At 73.0% G+C, this 14,896-nt stretch carries 11 protein-coding genes; all 11 read left to right on the forward strand.

What is annotated here, in order from left to right; all coding sequences use genetic code 11:
• Positions 1–3,274 (forward strand): S8 family serine peptidase (locus tag ABZY57_RS08940; RefSeq protein WP_356509639.1); only part of this gene is annotated, 3,274 nt, incomplete at its 5' end.
• 116 nt (positions 3,275–3,390) lie between these two features.
• On the forward strand, positions 3,391–3,735 hold the full coding sequence (locus tag ABZY57_RS08945; RefSeq protein WP_356509641.1) for a DUF1330 domain-containing protein: 345 nt from the start codon (positions 3,391–3,393) through the stop codon (positions 3,733–3,735).
• Between the two features lie 234 nt (positions 3,736–3,969).
• Positions 3,970–4,659: an SDR family oxidoreductase gene (locus tag ABZY57_RS08950; protein WP_356509643.1), complete on the forward strand. Its 690-nt coding sequence runs from the start codon at positions 3,970–3,972 to the stop codon at positions 4,657–4,659.
• The gene (locus tag ABZY57_RS08955; protein WP_356509645.1) at positions 4,656–5,651 is read left to right on the forward strand and encodes a methionine synthase; all 996 of its coding nucleotides are present in this window, start codon (positions 4,656–4,658) and stop codon (positions 5,649–5,651) included. Before ABZY57_RS08950 ends, ABZY57_RS08955 begins: the two co-directional genes overlap by 4 nt.
• A gap of 31 nt (positions 5,652–5,682) precedes the next feature.
• The gene (gene ligA / locus ABZY57_RS08960; RefSeq protein WP_356509647.1) at positions 5,683–7,893 is read left to right on the forward strand and encodes an NAD-dependent DNA ligase LigA; all 2,211 of its coding nucleotides are present in this window, start codon (positions 5,683–5,685) and stop codon (positions 7,891–7,893) included.
• Positions 7,894–8,453: 560 nt separating this feature from the next.
• The gene (locus ABZY57_RS08965) at positions 8,454–10,484 is read left to right on the forward strand and encodes an EAL domain-containing protein (RefSeq protein ID WP_356509733.1); all 2,031 of its coding nucleotides are present in this window, start codon (positions 8,454–8,456) and stop codon (positions 10,482–10,484) included.
• Positions 10,485–10,489: 5 nt separating this feature from the next.
• Complete coding sequence (locus ABZY57_RS08970) at positions 10,490–10,951, forward strand: nucleoside 2-deoxyribosyltransferase domain-containing protein (protein WP_356509649.1); 462 nt, start codon at positions 10,490–10,492, stop codon at positions 10,949–10,951.
• A 322-nt stretch (positions 10,952–11,273) separates the two neighbouring features.
• Positions 11,274–11,570 carry an Asp-tRNA(Asn)/Glu-tRNA(Gln) amidotransferase subunit GatC gene (gatC, locus tag ABZY57_RS08975; protein WP_007266718.1) on the forward strand — a complete coding sequence of 99 codons (297 nt, stop codon included), beginning with the start codon at positions 11,274–11,276 and terminating at the stop codon, positions 11,568–11,570.
• Complete coding sequence (gatA, locus tag ABZY57_RS08980) at positions 11,570–13,075, forward strand: Asp-tRNA(Asn)/Glu-tRNA(Gln) amidotransferase subunit GatA (protein WP_356509735.1); 1,506 nt, start codon at positions 11,570–11,572, stop codon at positions 13,073–13,075. Before gatC ends, gatA begins: the two co-directional genes overlap by 1 nt.
• Positions 13,072–13,323 carry a hypothetical protein gene (locus ABZY57_RS08985; protein WP_356509652.1) on the forward strand — a complete coding sequence of 84 codons (252 nt, stop codon included), beginning with the start codon at positions 13,072–13,074 and terminating at the stop codon, positions 13,321–13,323. Before gatA ends, ABZY57_RS08985 begins: the two co-directional genes overlap by 4 nt.
• Positions 13,324–13,338: 15 nt before the next feature.
• The gene (gatB, locus tag ABZY57_RS08990) at positions 13,339–14,847 is read left to right on the forward strand and encodes an Asp-tRNA(Asn)/Glu-tRNA(Gln) amidotransferase subunit GatB (protein WP_356509654.1); all 1,509 of its coding nucleotides are present in this window, start codon (positions 13,339–13,341) and stop codon (positions 14,845–14,847) included.
• Positions 14,848–14,896 lie beyond the last annotated feature (49 nt).

The raw sequence follows: 14,896 nt of genomic DNA on the forward strand, positions 1-14,896 counted from the left end.
CTCGTCAGGCACCGCGGCGGGCGCGAAATCCGCCGCCCCAGCCGCGCCGGCCGCCCCGACCACCCGCATCACCCTCGTCACCGGCGACCGCGTCGTCCTCGCCGCCGACGGCAGACCCGTCTCCCTCGAACGAGCCGAGGGCCGCGCGCACATCCCGTTCTCGGTGCGCACCGAGAACGGCCACACCAGCGTCGTGCCGTACGACGCCCAGCCGCTGATCCGCGCCGGGAAGCTCGACCCGCGCCTGTTCGACATCACCGAACTGAGCCGCCCCGAGTACCTCGCACGCCCCTCCGGCCGGCTCCAGCTGATCGTCGGCTACGAGGGCCCCGCCCCTGCCGCCCGGTCCGCCCTGCGGGCCGCCGGCGGCCTCGACGTCACCCGGACCTACCCCACCCTCGACGCCGAGGCCGTCAGCGCGGCCCCCGGGGACGCCGCCGCCCTGTGGGAAGCCCTCACCGACCCCCGGCGGGACGCCGGAGGCCGCGTCGCCGCCCCCGGCATCGCCACGGTCTGGCTCGACGCCGTGCGCACCGCCACCCTGGACAGGAGCACCCGGCAGATCGGCGCCGACCGGGCCTGGGCCGCCGGGTACGACGGCGCCGGCGTGAAGATCGCCGTCCTCGACACCGGCATCGACGCCACCCACGCCGACCTCGCGGGCCAGGTCGTCGCCGAAGAGAACTTCTCCCGCGCCGAGGACGCGGTGGACCGCGTCGGCCACGGCACGCACGTCGCCTCCATCGCCGCCGGTACGGGCGCCCGCTCGGCCGGCGCCTTCAAGGGCGTGGCGCCCGGCGCGAAACTACTGAACGGCAAGGTCCTGGACGACCGCGGCTCCGGCGCCGACTCCGGGATCCTGGCCGGCATGGAATGGGCCGTCGCCCAGGGCGCCGACATCATCAACCTCAGCCTCGGCGCCCCCGACACCCCGCAGCTCGACCCCGTCGAAGCGGCCGTGGACCGGCTCAGCGCAGAGAAGGGCGTGCTGTTCGCCGTCGCCGCCGGCAACAGCGGCCGCCGCGGCCCCGGCTCCGTCCAGTCCCCGGGCAGCGCGAGCGCCGCGCTCACCGTCGGCGCCGTCGACGACGCGGAGGCGCTCGCCCCCTTCTCCAGCACCGGCCCGCGCCTCGGCGACGGCGCGGTCAAGCCGGACGTCACGGCGCCCGGTGTCGACATCACCGCGGCCGCCGCCCCCGGCAGCGTGATCGAGCGCGAGTCCGGCCAGAGCCCGCCCGGCTACCTCACCATCTCCGGCACCTCCATGGCCACCCCGCACGTGGCGGGGGCCGCCGCGCTGCTGAAGCAGCAGCACCCGCACTGGAAGGGCGCCGAGCTCAAGGGCGCGCTGACCGCCTCCGCCAAGGGCGCCGCGTACACCCCGTACCAGCAGGGCACCGGCCGGATCGCCGTCGACGGCGCGCTCGGCCAGAGCGTGGTCGCCCAGGAGCCGGCGCTGACCTTCGACACGCAGCGCTGGCCGCACGCGGACGACACCCCGCAGACCCGGAAGATCACCTACCGCAACCTCGGCGCCGCGCCCGTCACCCTCGACCTCGCCGTCACCGGCAGCGGCCCCGGCGGCGCGCCCGCGCCCGAGGGCTTCTTCACCCTCGGCGCCCGGCAGCTCACCGTGCCGGCGGGCGGCACCGCCGAGACCACGCTGACCGTGGACACCCGCCTCGGCGCAGCCGTGGACGGCACCTACAGCGCGTACACCACCGCGACCGCCACCGGTGGCGGCCAGCAGGTGCGTACGGCCGCCGTCGCCGAACGCGAGGCCGAGTCCTACGACCTGACGCTCCGCCACCTCGGACGCGACGGGAACCCGACCACGGACTACGCCACCACCGTCCAGGGCGTCAGCGGCGGCGCGGCGGCCCGCCGCTTCGAGGCCCACGACCCCTCCGGCACCGTCACCCTGCGCGTCCCCAAGGGCGGCTACCTGCTGGACGCCGCCCTCGTCGTCGACCCGCTCGACCTCACCCGGGGCGCCGACTGGATCGTCCAGCCCCGGCTCGACGTCACGGCCGACACGACGGTCACCCTCGATGCGCGCACCACCCGGCCCGTGGAGATCACGGTCCCCTCGAAGTCGGCGCAGGCCCAGTTCGTGATGCCCACCTACACACTGACCGAGGGCGGGGCCTCGTACGACTTCGGCTTCTGGCTCGACTCGCTCACCGGCTTCCGCACCCGCCACCTCGGCCCGGATCCCGCGGCCGGCACGCTCCGCCAGCAGTGGGACGTGCACTGGACGGACGGCGCCTCGGCGGAGTACCACGCGGTGCTGGGCGGACCCGTACGGAGCCTCGCCACCGGCTACACCCGGCGCCTGACCCACCGCGACCTGGCGGCCCTCGTGGTCGGCCAGGGCGCCTCCGCCCCGGGCAAGGAGGGCGCGGTCGTGGCGATGGGCGGCCTTCCGGGGAGCCGCTCCGGGAGCTCGATGTCCTCCCGGCGGCCGCTGCCGACCACGGCCACGCTCTACGTGTCCACCCTGGACCGGGTGACGTGGGACCTCCTCTTCACCCAGAGCTCCGGCCACGACGACAACGGCTTCCCGCGGGAGGAAGCGGCGTACGAGGCGGAGCGCGGGCGCACCTTCACCGGCGGCCGCACCTACCGCGAGCGGTTCAACACGCCGGTCTTCGGCCCCCGCACCGACGCCGCGTACGGGGTGCTGCGCGACGGCAACGCGATCGGGGGCTCCGTACCGCTGCTGGCGGACGGCGCGAACCACGCGGGCGGGTTCTACGACGCCACCGGCTCCACCGTCCTGCGCCGCGACGGCGTCGAAGCGGGCCGCAGCGACGCCCCGCTGGAGTCGAGCGCCCCCTTCCCGGTCCCGCCGGGCGAGGCCGCCTACGAGCTCACCACGACCACCCGGCTGAGCCCGGAGCTCTCCGCCACCTCCTCCGAGACCACGGCCACCTGGTGGTTCCGCTCCCGGGAGACGGCCGAACCGACCCCGCTGCCGGTCTCGGTGGTCCGCTTCGACGCCCGCCCGGCCCTGGACGGCACCCTGCCGGCGGGCCGCACGGCGAACTTCCCGGTGACCGTCCAGGGCCCGGCGGCCACCGCCCCGGCCTCCCTGCGGGTCCAGGTCTCCTACGACGAGGGCCGCACCTGGCGCCCGCTCCACATCCGGCACGGCCGGGTCGACGTCCGCACCCCCGCGAAGGGCGGCACGGTCTCCCTGCGCGGCACCGTCACGGACCGCTCGGGCAACAGGGCGGAGGTGACCGTCCTGCGCGCCTACCTCGCGGGCTGACACCCCGCCCGGCCGGCCGCCCGCCCGCCGATGACCCCGGAGGTAATCGCCTGCGGGGCCGCCGGCGGGCAGGATCGGACCAACAAGCCGATCCCGCAAGGAAGAAGAGGCCCGAGATGACCGCCTACGCCATCGCCCACATACGCCCCGAGACCATGAACGAGGACATCCTCCGCTACATCGAGGAGATCCAGGCCACCCTGGACCCCTTCGAGGGCCGCTTCCTCGTCCACGGCAGGGAGGTCGAGGTCAAGGAGGGCACCTGGCCCGGCACGATCGTCATGATCGCCTTCCCGGACCTGGAGCAGGCGCGGGGGTGGTACGCGTCGGAGGCCTACCAGGCGCTGATCCCGCTCCGCGCCGATCACATCGCGGGGGACGTCATCCTGGTCGACGGCGTCCCCGCGGACTACGACGCCTCCAAGACGGCGGCATCTCTCCGCGAAGCCGCCGGCCTCTGACGCGGTCCCGGGGCGGGGCGGGTGGTTGCCCCGCCGGGCGGGTCCCCTTCCCACCCCTCCACCGTTCCCCGGGCGCCGCCCCGACCCCTGGGGCCCGGCCCCGAGGGCTCCGCCCCGGATCCGTCGCCCCGAACGCCGGCGGGGCCGAGTCCGCGGCCGCAGCGCCGGAGCCGGAGCCGGAGCCGGAGCCGGGCACGGCGTGGGCGGGGCGGGGTACCTGCGAGCATGGGAGGCATGGCCACTCATCTCATCACCGGTGCCGGCTCCGGCATCGGCAAAGCCGTCGCGGACCGCCTGCACGCCCGCGGCGACGACCTCGTCCTGCTCGCCCGCGACGCCGCCCGTGCCCGGCAGCTCACCGACCGCTACCCCGGATCCCGGGCGCTCGTCGGGGACCTCGCCGACCCCGACCGGCTGTCGTGGGCCTTCTCCAAGCAGGCGATCCCGGAGCGGATCGACTCGCTCCTGCACATCGCCGGCGTCGTGGACCTCGGCCCGGTGGGGGAGCTGCGCCCCAAGACCTGGCACCAGCAGCTCAACGTCAACCTCATCGCCCCCGCCGAGGTCACCCGGCTCCTGCTGCCGACCCTGCGCGCCTCCCACGCCACCGTCGTCTTCGTGAACTCCGGCGCCGGGCTCACCGCCCACGCCGACTGGAGCGCGTACGCCGCCTCCAAGCACGGGCTGAAGGCCCTCGCCGACTCGCTCCGGGCGGAGGAGAAGGAGAACGGCATCCGCGTCACCTCCGTCTACCCCGGCCGTACCGCCACCCCCATGCAGGCCAAGGTCCGCTCCCAGGAGGGCGAGTCCTACGACGCCGCCGACTGGATCGACGCCGAGTCCGTCGCGACCACCATCGTGATGGCCGTCGACCTGCCCCGCGACGCCGTGGTCAGCGACCTCTCCGTCAGGCCCGGCCGATGAGCGCGAGCCGCACCGGCGGAGCCACCGGAGTCGGCTCGTTCCCCGGCGGCGACGCCCGCGAGGCCGCCAAGACCGTCACCGGCTCCTTCGAGGAGTTCCCGTACCTCGCCGAGCTGCCCGCCCGCGGCCCGGGCTCGGACATGATCGGCCGGTCGCTCGGGCTGCTCGTCGACATGTACGCGCACGTCGAGCCCAGCGGCTGGCGGATCAGCGACCGCCCCGGCCGCGACAGCAAGCGCGCCCGCTCCTGGCTCGGCGAAGACCTGGACGCCCTGGAGGAGTTCACCCAGGGCTACCAGGGCCGGCTCAAGGTCCAGGCCGTCGGGCCGTGGACGCTCGCCTCCGCCCTGGAGCTGCACGGCGGCGAGGCCGTCCTCCAGGACCCGGGCGCCTGCCGGGACCTGGCCGGATCGCTCGCGGAGGGCGTGCGCGAGCACCTGGCCGACGTGCGCAAGCGCATCCCCGGCGCCGAGATCGTCCTCCAGTACGACGAGCCCTCCCTCACCGCCGTCCTGCTCGGGCGGGTGCGCTCCGCGAGCGGCTACCGCACGTACCGCGCCGTCGACCGGCAGGTCGTCGAGGGGACGCTGCGCGAGATGTTCGCCGTCCACGACGGGGAGGTGATCGTCCACTCCTGCGCCCCCGAGGTGCCCTTCGGACTGCTGCGCCGCGCCGGGGTCTCGGGCGTGTCGTTCGATTTCTCCTTGCTCACCGAGCGCGAGGACGACGCCATCGGGGAAGCCGTCGAAGCCGGCACGAAACTCTTCGCCGGAGTGGTGCCCGGGACCGACGGCCCGTTGTCGGACCCGGGCGGTAGCGTCATGGGTGTCAGGAAGCTCTGGCGCAGGCTGGGGCTGACCCCGGGGACTCTGGCGGAGTCCGTCGTGGTCACCCCGACGTGCGGTCTGGCGGGCGCTTCGCCCGCCTACGCGCGGGCGGTTCAGGCGCACTGCGTCAGGGCGGCGAGGTCGCTCGCCGACCACCCTGAGTGATGGATCGAGACGGGTCACGGGAGGACACGGCATGGCAGCCGAACAGAAGCAGGGCAGCGAATCGACCGTACCGGCGGAACTGCGCGAGCAGCACGCGCTGATCGCCGAGCAGGTCGAGGAGCACCGCTTCCGGTACTACGTGAACGACCAGCCGGTCGTCAGCGACGCCGAGTTCGACAAGCTGCTGCGCTCGCTGGAGGCACTGGAGGAGCAGTATCCGGAGCTGCGCACGCCCGATTCGCCCACCCAGAAGGTGGCCGGGGCGTACGAGACGGACTTCGCCTCCGTGGTGCACCGCGAGCGGATGCTCTCCCTCGACAACGCCTTCGACGACGAGGAACTGGCGGCCTGGGCCGAGCGCGTGGCCCGGGACGCCAACACCTCCGACTACCACTACCTGTGCGAGCTGAAGGTGGACGGCCTCGCCGTCAACCTCACCTACGAGAACGGCCGCCTGACCCGCGCCGCCACCCGTGGCGACGGCCGCACGGGCGAGGACATCACGCCCAACGTCCGCACCATCGCCGACATCCCCGACCGTCTCAAGGGCGACCGCATCCCGGCCCTGGTCGAGATCCGCGGCGAGGTCTACTTCCCGATGGAGAAGTTCGAGGAGCTCAACGCCCGGCTCGTCGAGGCCGAGGGCAAGCCCTTCGCCAACCCGCGCAACGCCGCGGCCGGTTCGCTGCGCCAGAAGGACCCGAAGGTCACCGCGAGCCGCCCGCTGCACATGGTCGTCCACGGCATCGGCGCCCGCGAGGGCTTCGAGATCGAGCGCCAGTCGCAGGCGTACGAACTGCTGCACGAGTGGGGCATGCCCACCGCCCAGCACAACAAGGTGGTCTCCACGCTCGCCGAGGTCCGGGAGTTCATCGCGGACTTCGGCGAGAACCGGCACTCCGTGGAGCACGAGATCGACGGCGTCGTCGTCAAGCTCGACGAGGTCGCCCTGCAGGGCCGCCTCGGCTCCACCGCGCGCGCCCCGCGCTGGGCCATCGCCTGGAAGTACGCCCCCGAAGAGGTCAACACCAAGCTGATCGACATCAAGGTCGGCGTGGGCCGCACCGGGCGCGTGACCCCGTACGCCCAGGTGGAGCCGGTGACGGTGGCGGGCTCGGAGGTCGAGTTCGCGACCCTGCACAACCAGGAGGTCGTCAAGGCCAAGGGCGTGCTGATCGGGGACACCGTCGTCCTGCGCAAGGCCGGCGACGTCATCCCCGAGATCCTCGGGCCGGTGGTCGACCTGCGGGACGGCAGCGAGCGGGAGTTCGTGATGCCCGCCGAGTGCCCCGAGTGCGGGACGAAGCTGCGGCCGATGAAGGAAGGGGACATCGACGTCCGGTGCCCCAACGCACAGTCCTGCCCGGCCCAGTTGCGCGAGCGCGTCGGCTACCTGGCCGGACGCGACAGTCTGGACATCGAGAACTTCGGCATGGTCGCGGCGGCGGCGCTGACCGGCCCGCTGGAGCCGGCCGTCCCGCCGCTCCTCGACGAGGGCGACCTCTTCGACCTGACCATCGAGCAGCTGCTGCCGATCAAGGCGTACGTCCTCGACCCGGACAGCGGGCTGCCCAAGCGGGACCCGAAGACGGGCGAGGAGAAGATCGTCAGGGTCTTCGCCAACCAGAAGGGCGAGCCGAAGAAGAACGCCCTGGCGATGCTGGAGAACATCGCGGCGGCCAAGAGCCGCCCGCTCGCCCGCATCATCAACGGCCTGTCGATCCGTCACGTCGGCCCGGTCGCGGCCGAGGCCCTCGCCCGCGAGTTCCGGTCGATCGACGCGATCCGGAGCGCAACCGAAGCGGAACTGACGGCCGCGGAAGGCGTCGGCGCCATCATCGCCACCTCCCTCAAGGAGTGGTTCGCCGAACCGTGGCACGAGGAGATCCTGCGCAAGTGGCAGGCGGCCGGCGTCCGGATGGAGGAGGAAGGTTCCGGCGAGGACGAGGGACCGCGCCCGCTGGAGGGGCTGACCGTCGTCGTCACCGGAACTTTGCAGAGCCACACGCGGGACGGCGCGAAGGAGGCCCTGCAGAGCCGCGGCGCCAAGGTGACCGGGTCCGTCTCGAAGAAGACCTCCTTCGTCGTGGTCGGCGACAACCCCGGCTCGAAGTACGACAAGGCAGTGCAGTTGAAGCTCCCCATCCTCGACGACGCCGGGTTCGCCGTCCTCCTGGAGGAAGGCCCGGACGCGGCGCGCGAGGCCGCGCTCCCGGTGGACGGCGCCGCCGAAGCGGAGTAGCGAAGGCGAACGGATGCATGGCGTGCGGCCGTACGAGCGGGCGCGCGCCGGGCGCGGACGGCGGTGGCACCCGGTGCGCCCACGGCCGGTACCCGGCCCATGCGAGGCCGGTACAAGGCTGGTGGCGGGCCCGTGACCTGTCGGATCATCGGACGGGCGGCCGGGGGGTCCTGGTCCAAACTCACCCGTTCGGCGGATACCGTACTGATGAGGATGGCTGGGTCGTATTCGGGCAACCGCCGCCGACCGCTGCCCCTGGGTGCCTCCGGCGTCCTACTGTTGTGGGGTGCGCCTGTCGTGCACGGCTGCTTGACGCGCTTCCAGCCGTGATGGCATGACATCGGGGCCATCGCGTGGCATCGGCATCGCCGGCTGTGAGAGGGACGGGCATGAAACCCACCGAAAGCGCCGACCCGTCACCAGATTTCGGCGGGGAGTTCCCGTCCATGCGGACGGGCCGGCTCGGTGTCCTGGGTTCCAGGACACCGCAATCGCGACCGCTCGACACCGGAGCGGGCACGGGCCGAGCGGGCCTGCGCCTCGCGCTGCCCTTCGGCATCATGGGTCTCGCCGCCGTGGTCCTCGCCGTCGGCGTCATCACCGCCCTGACCAGCCGTCACGCCCTGTTCCCCGGCGGCCCGGTCGGCTGGGCGCTCGCCCTGCTCACCGGCATCATCGTCGGCCACCTCGTCGCCCTCGGACGCGACCGCTGGTGGGGCGGCACCGGATCGGGCGCCGCCCTCACCCTCGGCGTCCTCATCCTCTACGGATGGGTCCCCGCCGGGCTGGTCTCCCTCGCCGTGGTCTCCCTCGTCGGCGCCGCCCGCCGGCACCGCTGGCGCCAGGGCCTGCTGCACGGAGCCACCGACATCCTCGGCATCGGCGCCGGCGCCCTCGTCCTCGCCGCGTTCGGCGAGTCGCCCTCCGTCGAGAACCCGTGGCGGCCCACCGGCTGGGAGCTCGACGCGGTCCCCGAGGTCGTCCTCGTCGCCCTCGCCTACCTGCTCGTCACCCGCGTCCTGCTGTGGCTCGCCCTCGCCCCGACCGGCGGGGGACTGCCCACGGTCGCCCGAACCGCACTGCTGCGCCAGGCCCTGGTCGCCGTCGCACTCCTCGGCATCGCCCCGCTGATCTGCGTGGTCGCCGAATCGCAGCCGGTACTGCTGCCGCTGTTCGCCGTACCGCTGATCGCCCTGGACTCCACGCTGTGGATCGCCCGGGCCCGCGCCGAGGAGCAGCTGCGGGACCCGCTGACCGGACTGCCCAACCGGCAGTGGCTGCTGGAGCGGGCCTGGAGCGCGCTCGACCAGGCCGAACGGACGGGCACCCGCGCGGCGCTGGTGCTGATCGACCTGGACCGCTTCCGCGCGGTCAACGACACCCTCGGCCACCTCGCCGGCGACCGGCTGCTCCTGCAGATCGCGGACCGGCTGCGCCAGGCCCTGCCCCCGGACGCCGAGGCGGCCCGGCTCGGCGGCGACGAGTTCGCCGTCCTGCTGCCCGTCGCCGACTCCACCACCAGCGCCCAGCGGATCGCCCGCAACCTCGTCGCCGAACTCAGCTCCCCCCTCGACCTCGACGGCCTGACCCTGGTGCTGGAAGCCAGCGCCGGCCTCGCCGTCTTCCCCGACCACGCGCTCGACGCGGAGGGACTGCTGCGCCGCGCCGACGTCGCCATGTACCAGGCGAAGCGGGACCGGACCGGAGTCGAGGTCTACGAGTCCAAGCGCGACAGCAACACCCCCGACCGGCTCGGTCTGCTGGGCGACCTGCGCCGGGCGCTGGACGCGGGCGAGGTGGAACTGCACTACCAGCCGAAGGTCCGGTTCGACGGCAAGGTGGCCGGGCTGGAAGCGCTCGTGCGCTGGGTGCACCCCGAACGCGGCCGGGTCCCGCCGGACGAGTTCATCGCGATCGCGGAGACCTCCGGGCTGATGCCCCACCTGACCGAGTACGTACTGGAGACCGCGCTCGCGCAGGTCGCCCGGTGGCGGGCCCAGGGCCTCAAGGTCCCGGTCGCCGTCAACGTCTCGCCGCGCGACGTCCACACCCCCGGCTTCGCGGGCGCCGTGGCCGCGCGCCTCGCCCGGCACGGGGTCCCGGCGAGCGGGCTCCAGCTGGAGATAACGGAACACGTCCTGCTGGAGGACCCGCAGCGGGCCGCCGACACCATGGCCGGCCTGACCGGCCACGGCGTGAAGATGTCCCTCGACGACTTCGGCACGGGCTACTCCTCCCTCGTCCACCTGCGGCGGCTGCCGGTCAGCGAACTGAAGATCGACCGCTCGTTCGTGGCGCGGCTCGCGGTGGACGCCCAGGATGCGGAGATCGTCCGCTGCACGGTGGACCTCGCCCACTCCCTCGGCCTGCTCGTCGTCGCGGAGGGCGTCGAGGACGACGAGACGTGGGAACGACTGCGCGACCTGGGCTGCGACGCCGTCCAGGGCTGGCTGGTCGCCGCCGCGATGCCCCCGCAGGAGGCGACGGCCTGGCTGCTGGCCCGCGGAGAGCGCGGCTGGCGGCGGCCGGCGGACATCACGGCGGAGCTGGCGGCGGAGACCGCCGCCGCGGCGGCGTCCCAGACGCCGTGAGGTACGTGGAGGCACCGGCGCCGTACCGGCCCGCACCCGGGGACCCGCCGTCGGTCTTCCTCGCGGGCGGCATCACGCACTGCCCGTCCTGGCAGCCGGAGGCGGCGCGGGAGCTGGCCGACTTCGTCGTGCTCAACCCGAGGCGGGCGGACTTCGACGTGTCCGACCCTTCGCAGACGGACGTCCAGATCGCCTGGGAGTACGCGCACCTGCTGCGGGCGGACCTGACGCTGTTCTGGTTTCCCGCGTGCGAGGCGTCCCTCACGGTCCAGCCGATCACCCTGTACGAACTCGGCGCGGCCGCCGCGACCCCGGGCCGCCGCCTGGTCGTCGGCGCCGACCCCGGATACCCGCGGCGGGCGGACATCGTCACGCAGCTCGCCCTCTCCAGGCCCGGCCTCCGGGTCCACCGCACCCTGCCCGAAACGGTGACTGCGGCCCGCACCCACCTGACCGCCCCGGCCTGACACCTGCCCTGCGGGGCCGCCCCCTGCCCGCCCCTCCACCGTCCCCGGGCGCTGTCCGGACCCGGTCCTCACACGCCGGACGGGCTGAGATCGTCGCTGCGCGGCATCATCCGGCCTCGCCGGCGTGTGAGGCGCGGGGTCCGGGGCGGAACCGCGGGCAACGGGCGAAGGGCGGGTCGGGGACTTCGCCCCGCGCAGCGGGAAACGGCCCGTGCGGGGGGCTTCGTACCGCCCCGGGGGGAAACCGGGGCGCCGGGCGGGGGCGGGGCCCCATAGGATTGGGGCCGAAACCTACACACCCGAACCCCCAGAGGATCGCTGCATGCCTGGCATCACGCGCGAGGAGGTCGCCCACCTCGCTCGGCTGGCACGTCTGGAGCTGAAGAGCGAAGAGCTCGACCACTTCGCTGGACAGCTCGACGACATCATCGGCGCGGTCGCCCGCGTTTCCGAGGTCGCCGACCAAGACGTCCCGCCGACCTCCCACCCGCTGCCGCTGACGAACGTCATGCGCGCGGACGAGGTCCGTCCGTCGCTCACCCCCGAGCAGGCGCTTTCCGGCGCTCCCGCCCAGGAGCAGCAGCGTTTCAAGGTGCCGCAGATCCTGGGGGAGGACTAATCACCATGGCTGACATCAACATCATCAAGCTCACGGCCGCCCGGACCGCCGAGAAGATCGCCTCCGGCGAGCTCACGGCCGTCGAGGTCACCGAGGCCCACCTGGCCCGCATCGAGGCGACCGACGAGAAGGTCCACGCCTTCCTGCACGTCGACCGCGAGGGCGCGCTGGCCCAGGCGGCCGCCGTCGACGCCAAGCGCGAGCGCGGCGAGGAGCTCGGCCCGCTGGCCGGCGTACCGCTCGCCCTCAAGGACATCTTCACCACCGTCGGGATCCCCACCACCGTCGGATCGAAGATCCTCGAAGGCTGGATCCCGCCGTACGACGCCACCCTGACGCGCAAGCTGAAGGAAGCCGACGTCGTCATCCTCGGCAAGACCAACATGGACGAGTTCGCCATGGGGTCCTCCACCGAGAACAGCGCCTACGGGCCCACCGGCAACCCCTGGGACCTCACCCGGGTCCCCGGCGGCTCCGGCGGCGGCTCCGCGGCCGCGCTGGCCGCCTTCCAGGCGCCGCTGGCCATCGGCACGGACACCGGCGGTTCCATCCGCCAGCCCGCCGCCCTCACCGGCACCGTCGGCGTGAAGCCCACGTACGGCGGCGTCTCCCGCTACGGCATGGTGGCCTTCTCCTCCTCCCTCGACCAGGGCGGCCCCTGCGCCCGTACGGTCCTGGACGCGGCCCTCCTCCACGAGGTGATCGCCGGGCACGACCCGATGGACTCCACCTCCATCGACGCCCCGGTCCCGCCGGTCGTCGAGGCGGCCCGCAACGGCTCCGTCGCCGGCATGCGCGTCGGCGTCGTCAAGCAGTTCGCCGGCGAGGGCTACCAGGCCGGCGTCGTCCAGCGCTTCAACGAGTCCGTCGCCGTCCTCAAGGAGCTCGGCGCCGAGATCGTCGAGCTGGACTGCCCGTCCTTCGACCTCGCGATGGCCGCGTACTACCTGATCGCGCCGTCCGAGTGCTCCTCGAACCTGGCCCGCTTCGACGCCATGCGCTACGGCCTGCGCGTCGGCGACGACGGCACCAAGTCCGCCGAGGACGTCACCGCGCTGACCCGCGAAGCCGGTTTCGGCGACGAGGTCAAGCGCCGCATCATCCTCGGTACCTACGCGCTCAGCTCCGGCTACTACGACGCGTACTACGGGTCCGCCCAGAAGGTCCGCACGCTCATCACGCGGGACTTCGAGAAGGCCTTCGAGCAGGTCGACGTGATCGTCTCCCCGACCACGCCCACCACCGCCTTCGCGATCGGTGAGCGCACCGACGACCCGCTGGCGATGTACCTCGCGGACCTGTGCACCATCCCGACCAACCTGGCCGGCAACTCCGCCATGTCGCTGCCCTGCGGCCTGGCCCCGGAGGACGGTCTCCCGGTCGGACTCCAGATCATCGCCCCGGCGATGAAGGACGACCGCCTGTACAAGGTGGGTGCCGCAGTCGAGGCCGCCTTCGTCGAGCGCTGGGGCCACCCGCTGCTTGAGGAGGCTCCGTCGCTGTGAGTTCCAATACGAGTGCGCTGTCCAAGGCCAAGGGCTTCAGGAAGTCCAAGTCCGGTACGTACCTGTCGATCGGCACCACCGCCTTCGGTGCCCTCAGCGTCGTCAAGCAGGCCAGGAAGGCCCGCACCGAGCACGACACGCTGAAGCTGATCGACGCCGTCGTGTCCGCCGCCGCCATCGTCACCGGCCTCGCGATCCTGTACCGCGAACTGAAGCGTCTCGGCGACGACGACGTCCTGCTGGGCTGAGAGGGAATTTCCACTGTGACTGTCACCGAACTGCTGTCGTACGAGGACGCCCTCGCGTCGTACGACCCCGTCATGGGCCTCGAGGTCCATGTCGAGCTCGGCACGAAGACCAAGATGTTCTGCGGCTGCTCGACCGAGCTGGGCGCCGAGCCCAACTCGCAGACCTGCCCGGTCTGCCTCGGCCTGCCCGGCGCGCTGCCGGTCGTCAACGAGATCGGCATCGAGTCCGCCATCAAGATCGGTCTCGCGCTGAACTGCGAGATCGCCGAGTGGTGCCGCTTCGCCCGGAAGAACTACTTCTACCCGGACATGCCGAAGAACTTCCAGACCTCCCAGTACGACGAGCCGATCGCCTTCAACGGCTTCCTCGACGTGCAGCTGGAGGACGGCGAGATCTTCCGCGTGGAGATCGAGCGCGCCCACATGGAGGAGGACACCGGCAAGTCGCTGCACGTCGGCGGCGCCACCGGCCGCATCCACGGCGCGTCCCACTCGCTGCTCGACTACAACCGCGCCGGCATCCCCCTCATCGAGATCGTCACCAAGCCGATCGAGGGAGCCGGCGAGCGCGCCCCCGAGGTGGCCAAGGCGTACGTCGCCGAACTGCGCGAGGTCATCAAGGCGCTCGGCGTCTCCGAGGCCCGCATGGACAAGGGCCAGATGCGCTGCGACGTCAACCTGTCGCTGCGCCCCACCCCCGAGTCCGAGTTCGGCACCCGCAGCGAGACGAAGAACGTCAACTCGCTGCGCTCCGTCGAGCGCGCGGCCCGCTTCGAGATCCAGCGCCACGCGGCGGTGCTCTCCTCCGGCGGCTCGATCGTGCAGGAGACCCGGCACTTCCACGAGGAGGACGGCTCCACCACGGCCGGCCGCATCAAGGACAACGCCGAGGACTACCGGTACTTCCCGGAGCCCGACCTGGTCCCGATCGCCCCGGCCCGCGACTGGGTCGAGGAGCTGCGCTCCGGCCTGCCGGAGATGCCGCGCGTGCGTCGCAACCGCCTCCTCCAGGAGTGGGGCGTCACCGAGCACGACATGCAGTCGATCCTCAACGCGGGCGCGGTGGACTCCATCGTCGCCACCATCGAGGCCGGCGCCGACTCCACGGCCGCCCGCAAGTGGTGGATGGGCGAGCTGGCGCGCAACGCCAACGAGCAGGGCGTCGTCGTCGACGAGCTGCCCATCACCCCCGTCCAGGTCGCGCGCGTCGCGGCCCTGGTGGCGGCCGGTGAGCTCAACGACAAGCTGGCCCGCCAGGTCCTCGAAGGCGTCCTCGCCGGGGAGGGCACCCCGGACGAGGTCGTCGAGAAGCGCGGCCTGAAGGTCGTCTCGGACGAGGGCGCGCTCGGCGCGGCCGTGGACGAGGCCATCGCGGGCAACGCGGGCATCGCCGACAAGATCCGCGGCGGCAAGATCGCCGCCGTCGGCGCACTGGTCGGAGCGGTCATGAAGACCACCCGCGGCCAGGCCGACGCGGCGCGCGTCAAGGAGCTCATCCTGGAGCGCCTGGGCGTCTCCGAGTAGTCCTGGGCGGCTCCGAGTAGTCACGCGCGCAGATGGCGCCGAAGGCGGC

Origin of the sequence: Streptomyces sp. NPDC006450, assembly GCF_040612195.1 — a bacterium.
In the GTDB taxonomy this organism is placed as follows: Bacteria; Actinomycetota; Actinomycetes; order Streptomycetales; family Streptomycetaceae; genus Streptomyces.

Coding starts and splice junctions, on each gene's coding strand:
- ABZY57_RS08945 (WP_356509641.1), top strand. CDS start 3,391: ATGACCGCCTACGCCATCGCCCACATACGCCCCGAGACCATGAACGAG.
- ABZY57_RS08950 (WP_356509643.1), top strand. CDS start 3,970: ATGGCCACTCATCTCATCACCGGTGCCGGCTCCGGCATCGGCAAAGCC.
- ABZY57_RS08955 (WP_356509645.1), top strand. CDS start 4,656: ATGAGCGCGAGCCGCACCGGCGGAGCCACCGGAGTCGGCTCGTTCCCC.
- ligA (WP_356509647.1), top strand. CDS start 5,683: ATGGCAGCCGAACAGAAGCAGGGCAGCGAATCGACCGTACCGGCGGAA.
- ABZY57_RS08965 (WP_356509733.1), top strand. CDS start 8,454: ATGGGTCTCGCCGCCGTGGTCCTCGCCGTCGGCGTCATCACCGCCCTG.
- gatC (WP_007266718.1), top strand. CDS start 11,274: ATGCCTGGCATCACGCGCGAGGAGGTCGCCCACCTCGCTCGGCTGGCA.